The 23,719-nt window shown below is 59.9% G+C and carries 16 protein-coding genes and 1 pseudogene; 8 read left to right on the top strand and 9 right to left on the bottom strand.

The genetic code is table 11. The annotated features are described in order from the left end of the window. Nucleotides 1-117 precede the first annotated feature (117 nt). Nucleotides 118-1,014: a LysR family transcriptional regulator gene (locus Q7L05_RS06540; protein WP_303903714.1), complete on the bottom strand. Its 897-nt coding sequence runs from the start codon at nucleotides 1,012-1,014 to the stop codon at nucleotides 118-120. A gap of 191 nt (nucleotides 1,015-1,205) precedes the next feature. On the opposite strand from Q7L05_RS06540, the gene leuC reads away from it, so the two are divergent. The 7 genes and pseudogenes from leuC (at nucleotide 1,206) to Q7L05_RS06505 (ending at nucleotide 11,429) form a co-directional block, all read left to right on the top strand. Next, complete coding sequence (leuC, locus tag Q7L05_RS06535) at nucleotides 1,206-2,612, top strand: 3-isopropylmalate dehydratase large subunit (protein ID WP_303903711.1); 1,407 nt, start codon at nucleotides 1,206-1,208, stop codon at nucleotides 2,610-2,612. A 278-nt stretch (nucleotides 2,613-2,890) separates the two neighbouring features. Continuing rightward, nucleotides 2,891-3,526: a 3-isopropylmalate dehydratase small subunit gene (gene leuD, locus Q7L05_RS06530; protein ID WP_303903709.1), complete on the top strand. Its 636-nt coding sequence runs from the start codon at nucleotides 2,891-2,893 to the stop codon at nucleotides 3,524-3,526. A gap of 39 nt (nucleotides 3,527-3,565) precedes the next feature. Then, nucleotides 3,566-3,865, top strand: a pseudogene (locus tag Q7L05_RS06525) (GxxExxY protein). A gap of 475 nt (nucleotides 3,866-4,340) precedes the next feature. Next, on the top strand, nucleotides 4,341-5,420 hold the full coding sequence (gene leuB, locus Q7L05_RS06520; RefSeq protein ID WP_303903707.1) for a 3-isopropylmalate dehydrogenase: 1,080 nt from the start codon (nucleotides 4,341-4,343) through the stop codon (nucleotides 5,418-5,420). 158 nt (nucleotides 5,421-5,578) lie between these two features. Next, nucleotides 5,579-6,691 carry an aspartate-semialdehyde dehydrogenase gene (gene asd, locus Q7L05_RS06515; RefSeq protein ID WP_303903704.1) on the top strand — a complete coding sequence of 371 codons (1,113 nt, stop codon included), beginning with the start codon at nucleotides 5,579-5,581 and terminating at the stop codon, nucleotides 6,689-6,691. Between the two features lie 223 nt (nucleotides 6,692-6,914). Then, the gene (locus Q7L05_RS06510) at nucleotides 6,915-7,931 is read left to right on the top strand and encodes an aspartate-semialdehyde dehydrogenase (protein ID WP_303903701.1); all 1,017 of its coding nucleotides are present in this window, start codon (nucleotides 6,915-6,917) and stop codon (nucleotides 7,929-7,931) included. 504 nt (nucleotides 7,932-8,435) lie between these two features. Then, on the top strand, nucleotides 8,436-11,429 hold the full coding sequence (locus Q7L05_RS06505; protein WP_303903698.1) for a FimV/HubP family polar landmark protein: 2,994 nt from the start codon (nucleotides 8,436-8,438) through the stop codon (nucleotides 11,427-11,429). Nucleotides 11,430-11,457: 28 nt separating this feature from the next. Here Q7L05_RS06505 and Q7L05_RS06500 read toward each other — a convergent pair whose 3' ends face one another. From Q7L05_RS06500 to Q7L05_RS06475, 6 genes are all read right to left on the bottom strand, one after another. Continuing rightward, nucleotides 11,458-12,324 carry a DUF6920 family protein gene (locus Q7L05_RS06500; RefSeq protein WP_317623103.1) on the bottom strand — a complete coding sequence of 289 codons (867 nt, stop codon included), beginning with the start codon at nucleotides 12,322-12,324 and terminating at the stop codon, nucleotides 11,458-11,460. Between the two features lie 2 nt (nucleotides 12,325-12,326). After that, nucleotides 12,327-13,310 (bottom strand): Acg family FMN-binding oxidoreductase, encoded by a 984-nt coding sequence (locus tag Q7L05_RS06495; RefSeq protein WP_303903692.1) that lies wholly within the window; start codon nucleotides 13,308-13,310, stop codon nucleotides 12,327-12,329. A 556-nt stretch (nucleotides 13,311-13,866) separates the two neighbouring features. Beyond that, nucleotides 13,867-15,645 carry an alkaline phosphatase PhoX gene (locus Q7L05_RS06490; RefSeq protein WP_303903689.1) on the bottom strand — a complete coding sequence of 593 codons (1,779 nt, stop codon included), beginning with the start codon at nucleotides 15,643-15,645 and terminating at the stop codon, nucleotides 13,867-13,869. Nucleotides 15,646-15,817: 172 nt separating this feature from the next. Continuing rightward, a complete protein-coding gene (locus tag Q7L05_RS06485; protein ID WP_303903686.1) occupies nucleotides 15,818-16,738 on the bottom strand; it encodes a response regulator in 921 nt (306 codons plus the stop codon). Nucleotides 16,739-16,758: 20 nt separating this feature from the next. Continuing rightward, nucleotides 16,759-18,048: an ATP-binding protein gene (locus Q7L05_RS06480; protein ID WP_303903684.1), complete on the bottom strand. Its 1,290-nt coding sequence runs from the start codon at nucleotides 18,046-18,048 to the stop codon at nucleotides 16,759-16,761. A gap of 758 nt (nucleotides 18,049-18,806) precedes the next feature. Beyond that, the gene (locus tag Q7L05_RS06475; protein WP_303903682.1) at nucleotides 18,807-22,004 is read right to left on the bottom strand and encodes a DEAD/DEAH box helicase; all 3,198 of its coding nucleotides are present in this window, start codon (nucleotides 22,002-22,004) and stop codon (nucleotides 18,807-18,809) included. Between the two features lie 214 nt (nucleotides 22,005-22,218). On the opposite strand from Q7L05_RS06475, the gene Q7L05_RS06470 reads away from it, so the two are divergent. Continuing rightward, the gene (locus tag Q7L05_RS06470) at nucleotides 22,219-22,350 is read left to right on the top strand and encodes a hypothetical protein (RefSeq protein WP_303903680.1); all 132 of its coding nucleotides are present in this window, start codon (nucleotides 22,219-22,221) and stop codon (nucleotides 22,348-22,350) included. Nucleotides 22,351-23,205: 855 nt separating this feature from the next. Here the strand turns inward: Q7L05_RS06470 and Q7L05_RS06465 are convergent. Continuing rightward, on the bottom strand, nucleotides 23,206-23,439 hold the full coding sequence (locus tag Q7L05_RS06465; protein ID WP_303903677.1) for a DUF5320 domain-containing protein: 234 nt from the start codon (nucleotides 23,437-23,439) through the stop codon (nucleotides 23,206-23,208). A gap of 21 nt (nucleotides 23,440-23,460) precedes the next feature. Next, a partial coding sequence (locus Q7L05_RS06460; RefSeq protein WP_303903674.1) for a hypothetical protein occupies nucleotides 23,461-23,719 on the bottom strand: 259 nt, incomplete at its 5' end.

The following is a 23,719-nucleotide window of genomic DNA, read 5'->3' as shown; positions in this document are numbered from 1 at the left end:
TCCGACTCCGCTGCGAATATTAACCGCAAAGGTCGCAAAGGATCGCGAAGATCAGGACCCGATCTTCGGCCATACCGCGACGCCAATCAGGCGGAATCGGCTTCCGACAATTCCGCCCTAGCGAACCTTTGCGATCTCTGCGGTTTCATCTCCCTTATCCAACTCCGCCGCGAAGGCGCTTGCGGCGTTGGAGAGGGTCCGGGCACGGTGGCAGACCAGGCCCAGTTGGCGTTCCAGCTGCAGTTCGGGGATGGCGATGGTTGCCAAATCGCTACCGATCATTGTGGCGGGTAATACGCTCCAGCCCAGCCCGACGCTGACCAGCATGCGAATGGTCTCCAGATAGTTGGTCGAGAGTTCGACATTGAGTTCCAGGCCAAGCGGGAGGAGTGCGCGTTCCACGGTCTGGCGGGTATAGGTCCCGCGAGCGGGGAGTACCGCCGGGTGGACCGTCAGGTCGGACGGAGTGGGTGTCGGCACGGTGGTGAGCGGGTGTTCTCTGCTGGCGACGATAGCCAGCGGGTCATCCCAGATGGTGCGTGCCAGAAGCCCCGGCGCCGGTGCCGGTGGGAGCGTGACCACCGCCAGCTCGAGTTCCCCGGTCTCCACCGCCCGGCAGGCCTGCTCCGAATCCATGAAGCGGAGATCGAGTTTGACCCCCGGGTAGCGGGTAAGGAAACGGCGCAGTGCCGGAGGCAGACGATGCAGACCGATGTGGTGGCTGGTGCCGATGCTGAGCCGTCCGGCCACCGTCCCCGAGAGTTTGAGCACCGCACGACGTCCATTTTCGACCGCCTCCAGGACCTTGCGCGCATTAGGCAGGAGTGCTCGTCCTGCCTCGGTGAGGACAATATGGTGACCGACCCGATCAAACAGGGCCGCTCCCATCTCTTCCTCGAGTGCGGCGACACGCTTGCTAACCGCCGGTTGAGTGAGGTGGAGTCGGGTTGCCGCACGGGAAAAGGATTCAGCGTCGGAGACGGCGAGGAACGCTTGAAGGTTGGGAATGTCCACGAAAAGGAGTTATCGATTACCACGAAGAACACAGAGGAAAATCCATCGATTACGATGGGTGCGTCGGGAACGGAGTTCTATTCCTGTAAGTTATAGGCTACATGAAAAATATGAATTTGAGTAATTGATTGCAGCGGGTTTACCATACCATCAGTGGCGATGGACGCCATCGAATCTCCCGAGAAGGCGCAATGACTGGAAAGACACTTTACGACAAACTTTGGGATGCCCACGTCGTTCGTACGGACGAAGAGGGGACATCGCTCATCTATATTGATCGCCACCTCGTCCACGAAGTGACTTCGCCACAGGCCTTTGAAGGCCTGCGGCTGGCCGGCCGCAAGCCGTGGCGGACCGACACGGTTCTGGCGACGCCGGACCATAACGTGCCGACCACCGATCGTAGCCGCGGCATCGAGGACCCCATCGCCCGTACTCAGGTGGAGACCCTGGACGCCAACGTGGCGGAATTCGGTATCACCTACTTTCCGATGGGCGATGTCCGTCAGGGCATCGTGCACGTCATCGGCCCCGAAGAGGGGGCAACCCTGCCCGGCATGACTGTGGTCTGCGGTGATTCCCATACCTCGACCCACGGCGCCTTCGGCGCCCTCGCCCACGGCATCGGCACCTCAGAGGTGGAGCATGTGCTGGCCACCGGCTGCCTGGTGCAGAAGAAATCCCGGAATATGCTGGTCTCGGTGGATGGCAAGGTGGGGCCCGGAGTCACCGCCAAGGATATCGTTCTGGCGATTATTGGCGAGCTCGGCACTGCCGGCGGTACCGGTTACGCCATCGAGTTCGGCGGCGAGGCGATCCGCGATCTCTCGGTGGAGGGGCGCATGACGATCTGCAACATGGCCATCGAAGCGGGTGCCCGGGCCGGCATGGTGGCGGTGGACGACAAGACCATCGACTACGTGAAGGGGCGTCCCTACAGCCCCCAGGGCGAGCAGTGGGAACGGGCCGTCGCCGCATGGCAGGACCTGAAATCCGATGATGACGCCGAATTTGATCGCGTGGTGCACATCGATGTGACGCAAATCGCACCGCAGGTCTCCTGGGGTACCTCCCCGGAAATGGTTGTCGGCATCGATGCCAAGATTCCGGATCCCGGCGAGGAATCCGATGAGGTGAAGGCGGGCGGCATGCGCCGGGCTCTGGAGTACATGGGCCTGGAGGCCAATACCCCGATCACCGACATCGCCATCGACAAGGCCTTCATCGGTTCCTGCACCAATTCCCGCATCGAAGACCTGCGCGAGGCGGCAGCCGTTGCCAAGGGGCGCAAGAAAGCCGATTCGGTCAAATTGGCGCTGGTCGTGCCGGGCTCGGGGCTGGTGAAAAAACAGGCCGAAGAGGAGGGACTCGACCGGATTTTCCTCGACGCCGGTTTCGAATGGCGTGAACCGGGCTGCTCCATGTGCCTGGCCATGAACGCCGACCGTTTGGAACCCGGCGAGCGCTGCGCCTCCACCTCGAACCGCAACTTCGAGGGCCGCCAGGGCCGGGGCAGCCGGACCCATCTGGTCAGCCCTGCCATGGCCGCCGCCGCAGCCATCGCCGGCCATTTCGTCGATATCCGGGATTTCGGATAAGAGCATTAACCGCAAAGGTCGCGAAGGTACGCAAAGGGTTGAAGTACTTGGCTTTTGGCGTGGTGAATTATCGAGCCGGCAAAAGGCGCCTAGGGGAGGCCCGGGTCCGGTTGTGTTTTCTTAGCGTTCCTTTCGCGTCCTTCGCGGTTAAAAGGGTTTTAACCATGGAAAGGCGTGATGAAGTATGGAGCTGGCAAAAGGCGCCTAGGGGAGGCTTGGGGCCGGTTTTGTTTTCTTGGCGTTCCTTCGCGTCCTTCGCGGTTTAAAGGGTTTTAATCATGGAAAAATTCGAGCAGTTGACGGGCCTGGTGGCGCCGCTGGATCGGGCCAATGTGGATACCGACGCCATCATCCCCAAGCAGTTTCTGAAATCGATCAAACGCACGGGCTTCGGGCCGAATCTGTTCGATGAGTGGCGCTATCTGGATCATGGCGAGCCGGGAATGGACAACTCGCAACGTCCCCTGAACCCGGAGTTCGTGCTCAATCGGCCGCGCTATCAGGGGGCGAGCATTCTTCTGGCCCGCCAGAACTTCGGTTGCGGTTCGTCCCGTGAGCATGCGCCCTGGGCCTTGCTGGATTACGGCTTTCGGGTGATTATCGCCCCTTCATTCGCCGACATTTTCTTCAACAACTGCTTCAAGAACGGCATATTGCCTATCGTCCTGCCGGAAGCGACGGTGGATACGCTGTTCCGGGAGACCGAGGCGAAGGAGGGCTACCGATTGACCGTGGATCTGGCGGCCCAGAGGATCACCACGCCCTCGGGTGAGGTCTTCGAATTCGAGGTTGACGCCTCCCGCAAGCACTGCCTGCTGGAGGGCCTCGATGACATCGGCCTCACCCTGCAGCATGTGGACGAAATCCGCGCCTACGAACAGCGCCGCCGCCAGGAAGCGCCCTGGTTGTTCTGAAAAAAGCCTACCGCAAAGGACGCGAAGGGACGCTAAGGAATGATGATTGAAGAAATCGGACGGGAAGTAGTCGATAGTGCAATTAGTGTTCATTCGAAGCTGGGCCCGGGGCTGCTTGAGAGTACCTATGAAGTTTGCCTGGAGCATGAACTTCGAAAGCGAGGAATAGTAGTAGAGTGACAAGTATCTCAGCCTGTCGCATATGATGGAGTGATGCTTGATGCTGGATACCGGCTGGATATGCTGGTGGAAGGCGAAGTTGTTCTCGAATTGAAAGCTGTTGAACACATCAACGACCTTCATTTAGCCCAGATTCTGGGATATTTGCGGCTTGGGTGATTTAGGCTCGGCTATTTGCTGAATTTCAATGTTCTTAGAATGAAGCAAGGGATAAGACGAGTGGTGAACGGAATTTAGAATTTTGTCTTCGCGTTCCTTAGCGACCTTTGCGGTTAAGGATCAGATAGAAAAGGAAGGTATTCTTGAGTTGAGAGCCGTTGAACAGCGTCAATGACCTTCTGAATAGAATTAGGAGGATTAACCGCAAAGGACGCGAAGGGACGCGAAGGGACGCAAAGGGTTGAAGGATTTGGTTTCTGGTGTGGTAGGTGAATTATCATGCCGGCTGTTTTCTTAGGGTTCCTTCGCGGTTTAAAGGGTTTTGCCTTCGCGTTCCTTAGCGACCTTTGCGGTTGAAAGATCAGATAGAGAAGGAAGGTGTTCTTGAGTTGACGACCTTCTGAACAGAATTTGGATTTTTGTCTTCGCGTTCCTTAGCGACCTTTGCGGTTAAAAGATCAGATAGAGAAATTCAATGACAAAAAAAATCGCGGTTTTGCCCGGTGACGGGATCGGTCAGGAGATCGTCGCCGAGGCGGTCAAGGTGATCGATGTCCTTCGGGCCGACTTCGGCCTCGATGTGGAAATGGAAGAGGGGCTGGTCGGTGGTGCGGCGTACGATGCCAAGGGTCATCCGCTGCCGGAGGAGACCCTGGACCTTGCCAAATCCGCAGACGCGGTACTGCTGGGGGCGGTCGGCGGTTACAAATGGGAGTCGCTGCCCATCGAAGTGCGCCCTGAGAAGGGGCTACTTGGGCTGCGCTCCGGTCTGGGGCTGTTTGCCAATCTGCGTCCGGCGCTGCTCTATCCGCAACTTGCTTCGGCATCGACCCTGAAACCCGAGGTGGTCTCGGGGCTGGATATCATGATCGTCCGTGAGCTCACCGGCGGCATCTACTTCGGTCAGCCGCGTGGAGTGCGTACGCTGGAAAATGGTGAAAGGCAGGGTTTCAATACTCTGGTCTACTCCGAATCGGAGATTCGCCGCATCGGCAAGGTGGCCTTCGATATCGCCATGAAGCGCGACAAGCGGGTCTGCTCGGTGGACAAGGCGAATGTACTGGAGTGCACCGAGCTCTGGCGCGAGGTGATGATCGAGGAGGCGAAAGGCCAACCGGAAATCGAACTGTCGCACATGTATGTGGATAATGCCGCGATGCAGCTGGTGCGTGCACCCAAGCAGTTCGATGTGATGGTGACCACCAACATGTTCGGCGACATCCTTTCGGATGCCGCCGCCATGCTGACCGGCTCCATCGGCATGCTGCCCTCCGCCTCGCTGGATGAAAACGGCAAGGGTATGTACGAGCCGATCCACGGTTCGGCGCCGGATATCGCCGGCCGGAATATCGCCAATCCGCTCGCCACCATCCTCTCCGTGGCGATGATGCTCCGTTACACGCTTGACGAGCCGGAAATGGCCGACCGTATCGAAAAGGCCGTCAATGCCATACTGGATCAAGGCAAGCGGACCGCGGATATCTGGACAGAAGGTTCCGAGAAAGTGGGCACCGCCGAAATGGGCGATGCCGTCGTAGCCGCCCTGCGCGGCTGAACTGAAAAAGACTCACCGCAAAGACGCAAAGAGCGCCAAGAAAAAGAAGAACAGGGGGTAACATCTGGCGAGTGCATCGTCTGCGGTTCCCGGGGCCTTAGGGGCAAAAGGCCTTTGCGCTCTTTGCGTCTTTGCGGTTAACCCAAGGAGATTAAGTTATGAAGCGAGTAGGTTTTGTCGGCTGGCGCGGCATGGTGGGTTCCGTGCTGATGCAGCGTATGCGCGAGGAGAACGACTTCGCGGATATCGACCCGGTGTTCTTCACCACCTCTCAAGCCGGGAAACCGGGTCCGGATGTGGGCAAGGATGTGCCGCCGCTCAAGGACGCCAAAGACATCGATGAGCTCAAGCAGATGGAGGCCATTATCTCCTGCCAGGGCGGCGGCTATACCGAATCGGTATACGGCAAGCTGCGCGAGGCGGGATGGAAGGGCTACTGGATCGATGCTGCCTCCACCCTGCGTATGGATGACGCTGCCACCATCGTCCTGGATCCGGTCAATCGCGATGTAATCACCGACCGATTGGCCAATGGTGCCAAGACCTTCGTAGGCGGCAACTGCACCGTAAGCCTGATGATGATGGGTCTGGGCGGGCTGTTCAAGGAGGAGCTGATCGAGTGGATTAGCCCCATGACCTATCAGGCGGCCTCGGGCGCCGGTGCGCAGAACATGCGTGAACTGCTTCAGCAGATGGGGGCCCTCTACGACGTCTCCAAAGACCTGCTGGAGGACCCCGCCAGCGGCATCCTGGAGATCGACCGCAGGGTCTCCGATTTCATGCGCAGTCCCGAATACCCGCAGCAGCAGTGGGGCGCCCCCCTGGCCGGATCCCTCATTGCTTGGCTGGATTGCGAGACCGAGGGTGGTCAGAGCAAGGAGGAGTGGAAGGCCGAGGTGGAGACCAACAAGATCCTCGGCCGATCGGGAAATCCGATCCCCATCGATGGGATCTGCGTCCGTATCGGTGCCATGCGCTCCCACAGTCAGGCGCTGACCATCAAGCTCAAGAAAGATGTACCGCTGGCCGACATCGAGGGCATCCTGGCCTCGGCCAACGATTGGGCGAAAGTCGTGCCCAACGAAAAGAAAGCCACCATGCGCGAGCTGAGCCCGGCCGCCGTGACCGGGACGCTGGATGTACCGGTGGGACGGCTTCGCAAGCTGCGTATGGGACCCGAGTACCTGGCTGCCTTTACGGTCGGGGACCAGCTCCTGTGGGGTGCGGCCGAGCCTCTGCGCCGCATGCTGCGTATTCTCCTGGAGAGCTAAATACGTGTTCCAAATTGGTGTCCATGCATGTAGGAGCGACGGAAGTCGCGAAGCGCCGAATCGCGGCTTCCGCCGCTCCTACATGTATCTCGGTATGGCACCAAAGGAGCGTGTTGGACACGATTTCGGAACAGCTATTTAGAACAAAGGCCCCTGGCGCCTGCCAGAACAGCGGCAGGTCACAGGGTCCATCTCAGTACCAACACAGAGATTTACAATACCTATGAGCAAGGCCTTTGATGTGGCCGTGGTCGGTGCCACCACTCTGGTGGGAGCTGCCATTATCGAATCGCTGGCCGATCGGGATTTCCCCGTGGGCCGGCTGTTCCTTCTCGAACGCGGAGCCGAAAGCAGCTACGCGCAATTCCGCGGCAAACGGGTTCCTGTCAAGGACCCGGATACCTTCGATTTCACTGATTCCCGTATCGTGTTTCTGGCTTGCGATGAAGCGTTGGCTGTTGAAGTTGCGCCCTCTGCGGTGGAAGCCGGATGCATAGTGATCGACGCATCGGGTGCCTACGGCAGTGACCCCGATGTGCCCGTGATCGTTCCCGAAGTGAACTCGGAGGCGGTGGGGGATTTTGAAGCCCGTCACATTTTGGCATCTCCCTCCTCGGCGGCGGTGATCCTGGCTCTTGCCCTGGCGCCGATCCAGCGACAGGTTGGGGTGACGCGGGTAAATGTCGTGAGTTTTCATGCCGTTTCGGGCCAGGGGAAAGCCGGCGTGAACGAGTTGGCTTCCCAGACTGCGAAATTGCTCAATGTGCAGCCGGTGGAAACCGGGATATTCTCCCGCCAGATCGCTTTCAATATCCTGCCCCAGGTGGGTCCTCCCGAGCCGGGTGACTACAACCGCGAGGAGCGGGCGCTGATGGATGCGCTACGCCGGGTGTTCGCGGCGCCGGATCTGGGCATTAACCCGACAGCGGTGCAGCTGCCACTTTTCTTCGGTCATGCGATGGCCGTGCATCTGGAAACGCGTGAGCCGCTGAGCAGTGATGGGCTCCGTGAGCTCTATCGGGATACACCGGGCATCGAGGTATCGGATGACGGTGAAGAAGGTTACCCGACGCCTGTCACCGATGCCGCGGAAAGTGAGGAATTGCATGTGGGCCGTATCCGGCAAGATGCCTCCCATCCCCACGGTTTGGACCTGTGGATAGTGGCTGACAATATCCGCCGAGGTGGAGCCGTCAATAGCGTGCAGATAGCGGAAGTTCTGGTTGGCGAGTTTCTTTAGTGTGCAGTCACGGTTAAAAAGGTGCATTTAAGTTGAGGGTTGTTCTTTAAACGCCGTTTCGAACCACTTGGCGGGCTCTCTTCCGGGGCGCAGGGAGGAGCCTTCGTCTGCGGCATTGCATTTTGTCGAAAAAACCGTGCCGATGCTGAGAGGTAGGCCTTGCAGGTAATCGCTTGTCGACACGCTGAACAGGTACCTTCTACCCAGGGTGAACGCATATCACAAGCCTGGTGCTTGGCGAGCGATGCAAGTCCTTGATATCAGGTACGTCGTGAATACATTCCCGCAGGCTCGACGGCAGCATCCTTGCTGCCGACGACCTGCCAGCAAGGACTTGCATCACTCGTTTCAAAGTATGTGGTTATCTTGACCCTTTATCCATTACAGCACACTGGTATATAGTTAGTCGCTATTACTCAAGATATTTTCGAGGTTTTGACCTCAAGCCCGTGAGCCTGAAGGATTTTGTGCAGCCGCGGGTTATTGGCAGCTACTGTGGGAGTGATGATGGTGCGCAAGCTGGTTCGGACGCTGGTGTCTCTTTTGCTGGCAACACCGTTATCGGTATGGGGCTTGGGGCTGGGTGACATTCACCTGTACTCCGCACTCAACGAAAAGCTCAATGCCAAGATCGATCTGTTGTCAGTGGAAGAGGGCGACCTGGCAAGCATTGAGGTCGAGCTTGCCTCCTATGACGCATTTGAGCGCATAGGCATCGAGCGAGTCGGAACCTTGGCCTTACTCGATTTCGTCGTGGAAAAAGGCCCCAGTGGCAAGCCTCATGTCCGGGTCACTTCCAAAGAGGCGATTCGTGAACCGTTCCTGGATTTTCTTGTCGATGTGGAGTGGCGCTATGGCAAGCTGCTGCGCGAATATACCCTTCTGCTTGACCCACCGGAAATAGCCAAAGGCCGGACACCGAACACAGTAGCACCCGCCGCTGCTCCGGCGAGGACTTCCAGGACCGCAACGGAGCCAAGTACATCGGTGCAACGCACCTCGGGGGAGCCACGCACATCGCCCGCCGGACGTGGAGATGGCTCCATTGTCCATGGTCCTGTACAGGCCAATGAAACCCTCTGGTCGATTGCCAGGCGCCTGCGTAAAAATGGTGATGCCAGCATCCACCAGATGATGATCGCGCTGTTCCGGGCCAACCCGGACGCCTTTCTCGACGACAACATCAACAAGCTGCGCAAAGGCGCTATTCTGCGCCTCGACGATGCGGCGATGGCACGTGAGCTCAACCAGGCCGATGCGATAAGGGAGGTCGCTCGCCAGTCCCGGAGTTGGGAACGGATGAAGGCATCGCGTAACGAGCAGAGCGCCGCCGGCGGCTCACCGGAGCCGGCGCCGGTCTCTTCGGTGGCCACGCGGGAGAAGGCCAAGCTGAAGCTGTTGGCGCCCGAAGGGAAGGCGTCCGAGGCCGGGGGAACATCGGAGTCGGGCGAGGACGATATCCGGGAGGTCCGCAATGAGCTGATGCTGGCGTTGGAGGCTGCGGAGACGCAGCGCCAGGAAAACGGCGAGCTTCGCGAGCGGCTGCAGGAGCTTGAGGGACAGCTTGCCTCGATGCAGCGCCTGGTGAGCCTCAAGAGCAACGAGATGGGTCAGATCCAGGGGCAACTGGTCGAAGACAACTCCGAAAAGGGGCTCTCTGAAAAAGGGTCGGCAGACCAGCAATCGGCACCGGTCGATGCGGAAAACGAAACGCCCGTGGCCGATAACGCAGCAGATAACCCGGTCCAGAGCGTCCAGGCGAACAGCGAAACGGCCAAGTCGCAACCCACGCCCAAGCCCAAGCCCAAGCTTAAACCCGTGTCGGAGCCGGAGCCGGAGCCGGAGCCGGTTCAGGTCGGGCTTATGGATGAACTCCTGTCCAATCCGTCGGGGTTCATGGATAAACTCCTGTCCAATCCGTACGGGGTCATGGATAAACTCCTGTCCAATCCGTATACGATTGGCGGTCTTGGCCTCGGTATCGTCTTGCTGGGTCTGCTCGCCATTGTCATTCGCCGGCGCATGAACGGTGGCAGTTTCCAGGAGAGCATCCTTACCGGCGGCACCTCTTCCATGCTGAATCCGAAAGGCGGCGAAGGGGACTCCTCCATGGAAACTTCGCTACTGAGTGACTTGGCCGATGACGGCATGGGTGGTATGCCCGTCGAGGATTCCGAAGTGGATCCCATTACCGAAGCCGACGTCTATATGGCCTATGGTCGTCATCAGCAGGCGGAAGAGTTGCTCAAGGACGCTATCGAGCAGGAGCCGGAGCGTCACGAGCTGCTGGTGAAGCTGATGGAGATTTACGACAAAACCAGGAACAAGAGGGCCTTTTTGGCCCAGGCCGGTGCGGCTCATGCCGCTCTGGGGGGCACCGGTCCGCTTTGGGACAAGATTGCCGCTATGGGCCACGAGTTGGCTCCGGAGCACGACCTGTTCGCGGAAGCACCGAAAAACCCTGCAGTCGCCGACGAACCGTCAGAAGAACCGGTGACGGGAGTTGACGACGTGCTCGATATCGGGCTGGACCTGGATGCCCTGGCGGCGGAGATGGAGCACTCCCATGAGCACGGGAGCGGTGATCAAAAGGCTGGCGCTTCAGCGGGTGACACCGATTGGGACCTCGACTTGGGCGTGGACCTTTCCGAGCTGGACGATGAGTTGCCGAAACAGTGGGTTGACACCGACCGTTCGGAGTCCGAAGCAGCGGTTTCCGCCGATGCGGATGACCTCGGTTTCGAAATGGACGGCGAAACGGAGGGGGAGTCGGCTGAACCGAACACGCCCGAGAACGATGATTTTAGTGATCTCGATTTCGGATTCGACACTGAAGAGGATTCCCCTCGTCAGGGCTTTGAGGAGACTGCCGCCCCAGCCCGTGACAATGGATTCGAAGAACTCGACTTCGGGCTGGACGACACCGAGTCAGCCAACCCCGGGGCCGCCAAACCGGCCAGTGAGGGAGCGGGAGCCGAAACCGGTTCTGAGGACAACGGGCTGGAGTTCAGCCTTGATGACTTCGACCTCCCCGAGGAGCAGAGCGAGACATCCGCCCAGCCGGAGGAGATCGAACACGAGGAAGGTGCCGTAATGGACTTTGACCTCGGGGATTTCAAGCTCTCGGATGATGACGGCGATACTGCCGAACCGGAATTCACAACCAATGAGATCCCATCGGTCGGTGCCTCGGAAACTTCAGGCGACGAAGCGGTTCTCGATTTCGGCTTTGGTATGGATGAAGAACCATCGGCGTTGGCCAACGGGTCTGCGACGGAATCCGGGCCGGAGGAGGGGTCGGGCGACTTCGATCTCGACCTGGACGAGGAGTTCGGTGGTGGGCTTGACGAAATCGGTACCAAACTCGACCTGGCGACCGCCTATGTGGAGATGGGCGATGCCTCAGGCGCCCGGGAAATGCTGGACGAGGTCCTGCAAGAGGGTGATACCGAGCAGAAACAGAGGGCGCAGCAGCTACTCGATCAAATGGCTTCGTAAGAAGGCCTGTTTCTGCTACGCAACATGGTCAATGCCCCCGGGAAGGGGGCAATCCTTCGGCAAACTCATAACGAATCTCGGTAATCCGGCCGCGCCAATAGGGCTTCGCACCTTCAGGCAGCAGCCACGCCACCTCGCCTTCGAGCGGTATCCGCATATCGCTGCGCAGGGCATAATTTCGGAAGCGTCCCAGCCAGGGTGTCGGAACGAACCGATCGCCCACGCTACGGTTGCGCGCATCGGCGCTCACACTCTCTATTAAACCCTCCTGGCCAAAACGAAACAGCATCGTAAGGACGATCTCGCCGTCAACCAGCGTACCCCGTGCCGAGTGGGCATCAACCGCCTCCCACCGCACTCCCTGACTGGGCAGCAGCGCGGTCGGATACCAGACGGCGTCGGCAAAGAAGCGCATCAGCTCGCCCTCGGCCACTTCGTGAGAGCCCCGCAGGTCAGCCACCGTAAACAGGCCGAGCAGCGCCGCATGGAGCACACCTTCACCGGCGACATAGGTATCGTGCACCCGAACTGAAAGCCCCGGCATCACGCCGATTCGCCCGTCCCAGTCGAACCCCGGTCGCCGGGTGACCACGCACTGTTCGGATGTGAAAGGCTTCCACCGCGCCTCTGTCGTTCCCGTGTCGAACGTGCCGCGGTGGCGCACACGCACACCGCTTACCATCGGCCCTCCCTCTTTCAGCACCCGTCGAAAATAGCGCTGAACCGGGATCGGCAACCCATCGAGTTCCCGAAAATCGATCCGCTGCGGTTCGACGGGTGAACGGTTTGCCTCGATCCGCCCGCGCAGCCTTTGCGTCTCCTGAGTCCAGCGGTGCGCGCCAAATGCCGATGCCGCGAACATTGCGGCCAATGCCATAACGATGCCACCGGCCATAATCAGCACTGCCCACTCTCCACGGATTCGACCACCTCACCTACCGGACGCCGAGGAGAAGCGGGTACGGTTTCGATGGGGCGACCGAAGCCCAGCAGGATTTGCGGGAATCCACCGCCTTCGACCAGCTGGGCGAGTCGGGGTCGCAGATCCGTAACCTCTATCGGCTGGTTGAAGTAGGAGGCTTGCAGGCCGTGCCAAGTGGCCACCAGAAGGGCATGCTGGAGTGCCTGACCCGCCAGCAGCCAGTCCCGCGGGCCGTCGCCATCCGTGCCCAACACGGCAGGCAGCGGCGCCGCCTCCATCCGCTTCCGATTCTTCGCACCGACGGACCGCCCCATAGCCAGGTGCCGACCCACCCACCGAGTCACCGGTGCCGCCAGGGCCGGAACGGTCAAGCCGTCACCGCGATGTCGCGGGCGCATCCATGCCGCCAGCTCGCGTCGCCAATCGGGGTCACCCCACTGTATCGCATCGCCTGCGGCCACGAGGCTCGCAGCCTGACCTCGAACCGATTCGCTCAGCAATGGCCGAAGCAAGGCGCCTTCGGCCTTCGCCGCACTGACCATGCGATCGCGTGTGGTCGAGTCTACCGCTTTGGCTGCGAAACGCTTTCGATAGGTACGGCGGCGCGCAAGGGAGTCCGCAAGTCCGGCTTCCGAACCAAACACTCGCGGCTGGTCGCAGAAGGAGGCGCGGGCCAGCCAATCGGGCACATTGCGAGAGGGGAGCAGCTCAATCTGCAGCACCTCGCCGCGAACCGCAGCAGCCACCCGGAGGTTCATCAGGGCGCACCCGCAGCTTATCGTCAACTCCCGATCATCCGGGTCGTTGATGGGCAGTGCGCGGGAGCGATCGGCGTAAAGGTCAATGGCCGATTCCGAGATCCGGAAGAGCCAGGGTTGGGTATTGTGGCTCGACGGCGCCAACACGGCTTCGGCAATCAAAGCGAGCGCACGTTCATTTCGTCCTTTTGAAGTGTCCATACGAGTAAATCTAATCCCTCTGTTTCCTTTTAGCCTCCCGATTGGGCCTCTTCGTACAGGAGAGCTCAGTTCATCTTCTTCTTTTCTGGGGCCTCGGATGGAATCACTCGGGCACCCACTCAAGTCACACTTCAAGCCATTGCCATCCTCGTCCGAGAGCCTGTAGACCCGCACTGCCATTAAGGAACAGGTGCCATGACCCCAGTCAAAATAATAAATAATTTTACATGCGCCCGATGGCTGTATCATCCGGGAGACCGCGTTCAAAGATAAATACCTGCGTCTTGTCCGTACCGCAGAAAATCTGCCTGGAAGCGTATCGAGAGCTATTCCGAGCTCGCCAACCAGTGATTACAGGAAGAGATCGCAAGACGCTTAATCGCCGGACAGTTCCCTTGCCGGGCCATTAGAGGACTTGCACCCGCAAGTTCATCCAGTCACCTCTACAGTGACGGGAATAGCACCAATCGGTGCTGCACGCCATGCGTGGCCCAACAAGAATAAGGGGAGCGGCACAGGCCGCCCCCCCCCGGCTATCGATGACGATGAAAACGCATCAAATGGCCGGGTCGTCGAAGAGCCACACCATGTTGTTCTCGTGGTTGCCGCTGTCTTCACCGACAAGCACGCGGCCATCATCCATGATCACCAGATTGTCCGGATTGGAGATGTTGTTGACGTTACACGCGTTGACCTCACGGTCAGCGTAGTAGGGACCACCGACGATGGCCGGAACCATGGTCTTGACGTCGACCTCACCCGCGGCGTTCTTCTCCAGCTTCATGCGGTAGACCAGACCGCACTTGCTGTTGGTACCGTCGAGCTGGATGTCGCCCACTTCGTCGCTCATACCGTTGTCGAAGCTGGACATGGCCAGGTACATGTAGGCCCGGGCACCGTCAGTGGCGCCTGCGTTCCACCAGGTGGAGGCCCGACCGTAGTTGATATTGACCCCTTCCATCTTGCGGAACTCGTCGGTGGCACCCAGGGCGGCGGCGGCCTTGCGGCTCTCGAGGAAGGCGGGGCGATCATCGCTGAACGGGCTGGTGGCGATGCTGCCGCTGCCGTCGAGATCCTGGTGCAGTTTGGCCTCGGCCCAGTCGTTCGCCTGCTGGTCGGTGATGTAGTTCGGGCTGGCTACGGTGGCACTGTCGTATTCGGCGATCCAGCTTTCGATGTCGGCCTCGTCACCGTGGGCCAGTTCAACCCATTCGACGGCGAAGGCCGCCTCTGCTGGATCCTTGACGCCGGCAGCCTGGGTGACCTTGGCGGCGTAGAGGGTACCGGCGCTCATGTTCCCGGCGCTATCGGCGACAAACTTGAAGAGGACGACATCGGTGCCGTCGTCGCTGAGGAAGACGGTCTTCTCATCGGGCATTACCACGGCGTTTTCATGGGAGAAGCGGCCCAGGGTCTCGTTTTTGTTGATCTCCACATTGGCCAAAGCGGCCTCAGTGGCGGTGTTGTTGCCACCCACCTCGACGTTATAGCCGTAGCGGTAGGGATTGGGCCACTGGCCGCTGCCGTCTGTGGGGTAGCCGAGATAGGCGGCCAGTGACTGCGGGCTGCTGTTGGTGGCGTCGAACCAGTCGGCGGTGTCGTCGAAGTAGAGCTCCTCGGCAGAGAGCATGGAGCCCCACGGGCTAACGGTGCCGAAGCAGTTGACCCACGTGCCTTCGACACCGGAGAAGTCGAGCATTCCTTCCCTGGTGACAGAGCCGTAACCGTTATTCGGGTCGAGTCCGCCGAGCTGGATTCGGCTCATGCCGCCGGGACGGTACTCCCAGTTGGTGTAGAGGAAGTACTCGCCGGTGTTTCCGGTCGAAATGGCGCCGTTGAAGTCCGGATCGTCGCTGCTGGCGAGTTCGGTGGTGCTGTCGGCGGCGAAGATTTTACCCAGGTCAATACCGGCAGCGGCATCGTCCTGCTGTGCCAATACCTGATAGCTGCCGACGGCGGTCATTACCACTTCCTTGTCGGCATTGATAATCGGCAGATCCAGTTCTGCGATATCATCGGGCAGACTTCGGAAATCCTTGCCGACGATGGCGCCGACGGTTCCTTTGTCGTAGACGTAGCCGTTGGCATCGGCGGTGGTGTTGGAGATGCTTGGGTGCTGCACGTTGAGGAAGAAGGTGCCGTCGTCGTTGAGGAACATGCCCGTGAACTCGGCACCTAACGGTGCAGTGGCCAATCGTCGGAGCGGATTGGTGTTACTCGTGGTGCCATCGAGCCCGTCGACACCATCAATACCGTCATCACCCTCATCGACACAGGCGGTGACCAGTGAGGTGAGAGCGGCCGTTACAGCCAGCGTGATGATCCTTTTTTTCATGAGTCAATCCTCTGAAGATTTACTTAAGATAGCCAAAGGCATGCTGCAGAACCTGTGTTACAGAGGTTTGACGCTGTGGTTACGTTGGCGGGAAAACGGGGACAGACCTGGAGATCACAGCTCCTCGGCTCAATCGATCGCCAAAGCGCGGGATGGCCTGAACCGGGAACGACTATGTCGACGAACACCGACGCATGCGGGTGATGAGACCACGCAGACGGGCGGGCAGCATGTCCTGCCTTTCCTCGAGGGAAGGCAGGACGGTATACCGATCGCGGATTGTCGGAGCGATACGTAACAGGCGGTGATGATGCAGGGCCGACTGCAGGCTGCGGGCGAGCAGCGTGCGACTCACCGGCTTGGGTAAAAAGCGGTAGATCTGTCCTTCATTAATGAGCCCGATGAGGGCCATGTTGTCGCGGTAGCTCGTCACGACCACCGTGACCACGTTGGGCTGATAGCGCTTCAGTGCTTTGATGGTGCTGATGGTGTCCTCTTCGTCGACGCGCAACTCTGTCACGATAAGCCCGATCTCCTCGCAGCGGAGCAGCTCCGTCGCCTCTTCGAGGTTATCCACACAGTACAGCTCGCACTCGTCGTCGCAACCGTCCCGGGTGATCTCCCGGATGGTATCCATTGTCTTCGTATCGTCTTCGATCACCAGGACCTTCACCCTGTCGCGCTCCGTCTCGGTGGGTAGGCAAGCCGGACCGGAGAAGCCCTGCTGGGCGATAGCCGCGGCCTCCGCTACCGTATCCCGCAGCTCTTGGGCATTCCACGGCTTGCTAACGTAGCGAAAGATTTCGCCCTCGTTGACCGCCGCGATGGCGGCGCCAAGGTCGGAATAACCGGTAAGCAGAATGCGCATGGTCGGGGGCGAGATTCTACGCGTCTTGTAGAGCAGTTCTGCCCCAAGCATGGCCGGCATCCGCTGGTCACTGATGATAACATCTACGGTTTCACGCCTCAGGATGGTCAGTGCCTCTTCCGGTTCGGTGGTGGCGAGAACCCGGTACTGGTTGCGGAACAAGGGTGCGAGGGAGCGCAGGATCCGCTCCTCATCGTCGACGAGTAGTAGGGTGATTTCACTCATGAAGGGGCACTCCGGTTGTTTCACCCGCCGGCGACGAGTGTGTGTTGTGCCGGCGCCCCGTCGAGCGGAAGCCGGATGACAAAACGCGTACCAACGCCCACCCTGGAGGAGACGCGAATCGCACCACCGTGCTCCTCGACGATCTGATGGCTGATCGCCAACCCAAGGCCGGTACCCTGACCGACCGGTTTGGTCGTATAGAAGGGATCAAAGATCTGCGGCAGGACGTCTTCGGGTATGCCTCTGCCGTCGTCTTCGACTACCACAAATAGGAAGCTGTCCTTGGTGAAGGTCTTGATCAGAAGTTTGCCGTTCTCATCGATGGCCTGGGCAGAATTGGTCACCAGATTGAGAAACACCTGATTGAGTTTCGACGGCATGCAGCGGATTGCCGGCAGCGAACCGTAATCACGGACAACGGTCACCTTCTGTTTGAGGGTGTTGTGGGCAATCTTGAGCGTGGTATCGAGACACTCGTTGATGCTGATGTTATCGGCCATAGCCTGATCTACCCGACTGAAGTTCTTCAGGCTCGCAACCAACTCTGCTATCTGGTCGATACCAAAGAAGGTGTCATCGAACAGCGTCTCCGTCTCCTGTCCGTCCAGCCGGTGCCATTTTTTGATCTGCGCCAGCCGCTCCATGATCAGCTCGTCGTCCGGATCCTCTGCGTGAAGTGCATCGAGCAATAGGCCATGTGCACCAAGCAACCCACTTAGCTGACGCTGGTTCTCCCGGAATAGCTCGACATTGTTGCGCACGTAGCCCAAGGGGGTATTGATCTCATGGGCGACGCCGGCCACCATCTGTCCCAGCGAGGCCATCTTCTCCGACTGGATGAGCTGTGCCTGTGACGACTTGAGTTCGTTGTAGGCAACGGAGAGTTCCTTTCCGTGTTTAACCAATTGGTGCTCCATCGCCTTGAGTAGATCGAGCACCACGCCGACACCCGTATAAGCCCCGCCATCATCAACAATGATAAAGTCCTCGGTGATGGGAAAGCCGATGTTGCGCGTGATATAGCGGCTTGCCTCTTCCATGGACTGGTCCGAAGAGACCGTTACCGGATGGACATTCATGATCCGGGATACAGGCTTGCGCCCGTGCAGTTCGCGGCCATATAGCTTGATAAAGATATTCATCATCTGGTAACGGCTGACCACACCAACCGGTTTACCCGCTTCGACCACCGGAATGGAAAGCAGGGCCTTGAATTCGTCCTTCAGGAAATATTCGCCGACTTCCTCGATGGATATATTCGGCGAAACTGCGGGAACTGACAGAATCAGCGAGTCGATTTTCTGAGTCATTACGATAGGGTGAACAGGCAACCGATGATGTTGCCACCCTAGTGATTGATAATGTCAGAATGATTACGATCTTGTGACCGTACCGAGTAGGCAAGCGGTCTATTCCGAAAATAGGCTTCTGGATGAGCAGCCGTTGAAGACAGCAATCAAATCAGCTCTTGGCGGGCTGTATAAAAAAACGCCCGGCCTCCCCTGAGACATTGATTTCCAATGCCGAAGGTTGACACCCCGTCGGCCCAAGGGTCATTCGGCGAAACCCGATGCGAGCTCCCTATCGAGGGGCTGTCAGGGCAACCGCCTACTTTGAAGCGAGCGGTGTCAGTCCTTGATAGCAGGTCGTCGGCAGCACGCCGCCAGGGATGGCGGTGTTAGACAATGCAGGAGCACACTTGTCGAGGGATGCTGCCGTCGAGCGTACACGGATGAAAGATGATTGCTCCTGCATCATCTTCACTTCTACATCCCTGCAGGTCGTATTCACAGCGTACCTGCTATCAAGGATTTGGTTTGCTCGCCGGCAAAGTGTGAGAATGCGTTTACCCTGGAGGGGCTGTCCTAGCGCTGGTCCCCCCCTGTAGCAGCTTGCTACAACGCCATCACGATCATGACCGCCCAGGAGGTCCCCATGGCCAAAGCCAGAGAGAGCGAGAGCCGATGGCGGGAGGAGAACCGGGGGGGCGTTCAAAGAGTACAACCGACGCATCCGCCGTTCTATGCTACACAAGCATAATTTGGGCAGTGCGAAGGTGTGTCCGAGTTTACGCCAGCAGGGTTTTAATGGTATCGGCGTCGATGGGCAGTTCGTCCTCCTTGCGCCCCTTGCCGTAGATATTGTCGGCGAGCCGGCGCTTTTGCTCCTGTAACGCGAGGATCTTCTCCTCCACCGTCCCCTCCGTGAGGAGCTTGTAGACGAACACCGGTTTATCCTGGCCGATGCGGTGGGCCCGATCGGTGGCTTGGGATTCGACCGCCGGGTTCCACCAGGGATCGTAGTGGATCACGGTATCGGCCTCGGTGAGATTGAGACCTACGCCGCCCGCCTTGAGGCTGATGAGGAACAGGTTGACCTCGCCGCCGCGAAAGGTCTCGATGGCCTCATCGCGGTTGCGGGTCTGCCCCGTCAGTTTGCTGTAGGCGATCTTGCGCTTGGCAAGTTCCGTCTCGATCAGTCCGAGCATGGTGGTGAACTGGGAGAACAGCAGGATGCGCCGCCCCTCGTCGAGCAGCTCCGGCAGCAGCTCCATCAGCATCGCCAGCTTGGCCGAGTGGGCGCCCTTGCCGCCTTTGGTGCCCGCTGGCAGCAGGCGGGGATCGCAGCAGACCTGGCGCAGCTTGAGCAGGGCATCGAGGATCGTGATGTGGCTGCGCGCCAGCCCCTTGTGGGCGATGGCCTCGCGGACCCGCTTTTCCATGGTCAGGCGGATGCTTTCGTAGAGGGTGGCCTGTCGGCCCTCGATGGGAATGGTGCGGAGCAACTCGCTCTTTTGCGGTAGCTCCCGGGCCACCACCTCCTTGGTGCGGCGCAGCATGAATGGCGCGGTGCGCCGGGTGAGCCGCTGCAGCTTCTCGGCGTCGCCCTGCTTTTCGATCGGGGTGCGGTAGATGCGGGTAAACGCCTCGCGGCTGTCGAGAAAGCCGGGCAGGAGGAAATCGAACTGCGCCCACAACTCGCCCAGGTGATTCTCCATCGGCGTGCCGGTGAGACAAAGGCGGTGGTTGGCCTGGATGGCCCGCACCAGTTGCGCCGCCTGGGCACGGGGATTCTTGATCTGCTGCGCCTCGTCGAGGATCAGGTAGTGATAGTCGCGTTCCAGGAGCACCTCGCGGTCTCGGGGCAGCAGTGGATAGGTGGTAAGCACGAGGTCGTGCGCGTCGATCATATCGAAACGGGCGTGCCGGTCGGGGCCGTGCAGCACCAGCACCTTGAGTCCGGGCGCGAATTGCGCCGCCTCGCGCCGCCAATTGCCCATCAGGCTGGTCGGGGCAACGATGAGGCTGGGCCGCTTCATCCGCCCGGCGCGCTTTTCGATGGTCAGGTGGGCAAGGGCCTGCACCGTCTTGCCCAGCCCCATGTCGTCGGCCAGGATCCCGGCTAGGCCATATTCGCGCAGGAACTGCAGCCAGTTGACTCCCTGCTGCTGATAGCCGCGCAGGGTCCCCTTGAAGGTCATCGGCACCTTCGCCTCGCGCAGGCCGTCGAAGTCGCGCAGGCGTTGTGCCATCTTCTTCAGGCTTTCGCCGCCCTTGACGCGGGTCTCGCCCAGGTCCAGCAGTGCCGGCGCGTCAACGCGCGGCAAGCGCAGGGAGTCGCCGCCCTCCGTCTTGTCGAACAGGTCGATGATGGTCTGTAGCACCGGCTCTATCTGCTTGCCCGCCACGGCGATATAGCGCCCGGCACCGGCGTCGAGATAGAGCGTCTCCGGGAGTTCGCCGGGGCGGTAATCGCCGATCAGCTGACTGACCAGCGGCAGCAGCGGCACCTTTTTCCCGTCGATTTCCAGGTCGAAGCGCAGCCCGAACCAGTCGTTGTCCGAATCCTCGACCTCCGCCTCAATCTCACCGGCCCGGCTCAGGCTAAGGGTCGACTCCACCGCCTCTTCAATCCGCCATCCCTGTGTTCGCAGCCGGGGCACGCCGGTCTCGAGGAAATCAAACCAGTCGGCGAGCGCCCCCTGCCGGTCCCGCCCCTCGCGGGAAAGGCCAAAGTGCGCGGGCCGTTCCGCCAACGGTTCCATCCCCTCGCCGAGGAGCTGTTCGCGTGCGATGTTCTCGGCCGGGAAATCACGGTGGATGTGGACCAGCCCTTCGCCCTGTTCCCGCGCTACCACCGGCGCCGGGTCGGCCCCGTCGATATCGCTCTCGCCGTAGTGGAAAGAGAGCGCGAGACGGGAATCGAGCGGTTGTTCGCCGTTCAGGTGCAGCTTCAGGACGGGAGTAGGGGAGGCGTGCAACTCCGTCACCGACACCGGTGCGGGCGTGGGCAACTCGGGGTGGCGTAGCGCGAGCATCCGGCTGATGGCCTTGGCATCGCGTTCCGCCACCAGCGGGGCCTGGTCGATGAGGTCGAGGTTTTCGGCATCGATTCCCGTCGGCAGGCGTATCGGACCCACCTCATGATGTACCGAATCGAGGTACAAGGGCGGCTTGACAGGCACATTGCGGCCCAAACCGCTCGAGCCGAGCCGTAGTCGATAGCCGCCGTCGATTCTCTCCCATGAGATATCCGCATCGCGCTCGGCGCCCGGTTGCAACGGCCCGGCGCGATGTTCGCCCCAAAAGGCGCGGCCGCTGTCGAGCATCAGCATCAAGGCCGTATGGCCGGCGGCACCCTTGAGGCCGGTCCGGCCCCATTGATAAGGGTTGCCCGCCGCCAGCAACGAGATGATCTCTTCATCGCCAGGCTGCATGTAGCGGGGAAGACTGTACGGGGTCGCCAGGGTGGAGAGATTCACCCTGCGCCCCTTGCCCCAGTCGCCGTCGCGTTTGCGCCGGGCGATGGCGAAATCCACCTCGACATCCCCGCCGTGGGCCGCACCGCTGATTAGGTACAGTAGCGCCTCGGGCGGTTCATGGCCTTCGGCCGTATTACTCCCCGTGAAGCGGGCGAGCCACCACTCGAAGCCACCGGAGGGGACCATGCCCGCCCCGGCGCTCGCCTGTTCCTGCCAGGCGAGGCAGCCGGCCACCACATGCTTGCAGTTAAAGCCGACAGGGCAGCTGCAGAAGCCCTCGATAGAGGTGCCATAGAACGTAGCCTGGATCTCGATGGTCTGGTCATAAACTCGCCGTCCACTGCCGCGATTGGTAGTCAACAGCGACACTCCGGCGCTGAACGGCTGCAATTCGACAACCCTGGCGCGCCCCTGATGGAAATAGCCCCGGCCCCGCTCGTAGGCACCATGGCCGCAATCCTCGATTAGCAGGGCGCGTGTAATGGTCTTTGGATCGACTCTCAAGGTGCTGATCTTGTGTCGTTATGAATGAAGGGCGCCTATCTTAGCGCCAACCCACCGCGACATCCATGAAGCTGATGTGAAGTGGTTCAATGAACCCGGACACCTGGATATCGATGCCTGCTACCCGCCGAATAAACGGCTCGACGCTCTCGGCCTCCGCGGGCGCCGTATGGGAACTGATATGGTTACGGAAGGCCGACGTGAGGAAAGGAGCATGCAGACAGCGAAAAACGAGGTCGAACAGCTCCTGAAGAACCTGCCCGACGATAGCAGCTACCAAGATATCCAGTACCACCTGTACGCATTGGAGAAGGTCAAGCAGGTGAGCAGCGTGCTGTGCCTCTGAAGGGACACTGAGTCAGGAGCAGGCGGAAGCCCGATTCGGGAAATGGCTTTCGAAGTAACGTGGTCCCCGGAGGTGGTCGAAGACGTACAAGAGATCGCGGCCTACATCGCCAAGGACTCTGCTTTCTACGCCAGGCCGTCGTAAACCGGATCCTAAGCGCTACCCGCGCCCTTGATGAGCAGCCGCTTCGAGGGCGCGTTGTCCCCGAACCCAGCGATTCGCGGTATAGGGAGCGGTTTGAGGAGGACATCGGTAGGTGATGGGGCCGCACGCAATCCGGAAAGGGGCAATATGGCCGAGAATTTCCGCAACCAGTATTGAGGGTCCGTCCTAAAGGGCCCAGGCGAATCCACCGGTTTTCTATCAGCTCAACCCCGAATAGTCTGAGCCTATGTGCGGCCGCCTTGACCAACATCGCCGAACGGTAGTGTACGCACTGCCGCTAGGAGCCTGTCGGACTTGACTGATCGTAGCGAGGGGAAGCCGGTCTGAGACAGATTTTTCGATCTTTCGAGGCGAATACGACTGCATGGACGCAGTCGGTAGAGCGAAGCAGGATGCCCGAGCCGAGTGGGTCTATTTAACGAGAAGGATCGGAAAATCTGGCCGAATCCGGCTTTTCCGCACGACTCCATGAATGGAGGAGTTAGAGCGAAGCAGGATGCCCGAGCCGAGTAGATCAGTGTTAAGTCCGACAGGCTCCTAGGCCCCGGACCGGCAGTTGGGGGCGTGGCAGCCCGGAATCAGATAGTGCCCTCCGAGCACCCCTCTGTGCCCGCGTCGCCTTGGCTGATAACGGGACATCGCCGTCCTGCTGCTGGCCCTGGCCGTACCGGAATGAACGCTACGGCAGCGCTATTCGGATCCTTCCAGCTCCTTGCGGTACTCCTCGGCGGCGGCGAGTTCCTCCTTCAGCATCTCGATGTGGTCATCCAGATACTCCTTCTCTTCTTCAGGCGTGGGCCGGCCCCAGCCCCAGCCGCCCCAACCGGGTGGCGGTCCGTAGTGCGGCATGGGATGGTGCCATGGTCCCATGTGATAGCCGGGCGGCCAGAATGAATGCAGACGTCGTCTTCTTTGGATTGGCATGCTTCCTCCTTCCATGGTGGATCACAGTAACGCGAAGTGTAGACGATATACGGATGGGATAATCGCGTATTGACTCAGACGGGAGTGCCATTTGCTTTCGTCGGTAAGGTAACGGCGGGATCCGGGGTGCACGTCCACCGCAATGGCGAGAGGGTGCACTATCATGATATCCGTTGCGAGCCGCCCCCGCCGCTGCACGGCCCCGAACCAGTGACGAACGTCCCCCTTGTCATAGCGAGGAGCCTCAGCGACGAAGCTATCTCGAAGTGCCAAGTACCAG

The organism is Thiohalomonas denitrificans (assembly GCF_016841685.1).
GTDB lineage: Bacteria > Pseudomonadota > Gammaproteobacteria > Thiohalomonadales > Thiohalomonadaceae > Thiohalomonas > Thiohalomonas denitrificans_A.
Note: the sequence above shows the minus strand (reverse complement) of the source record. Positions and strands in the feature narration are given on the sequence as shown.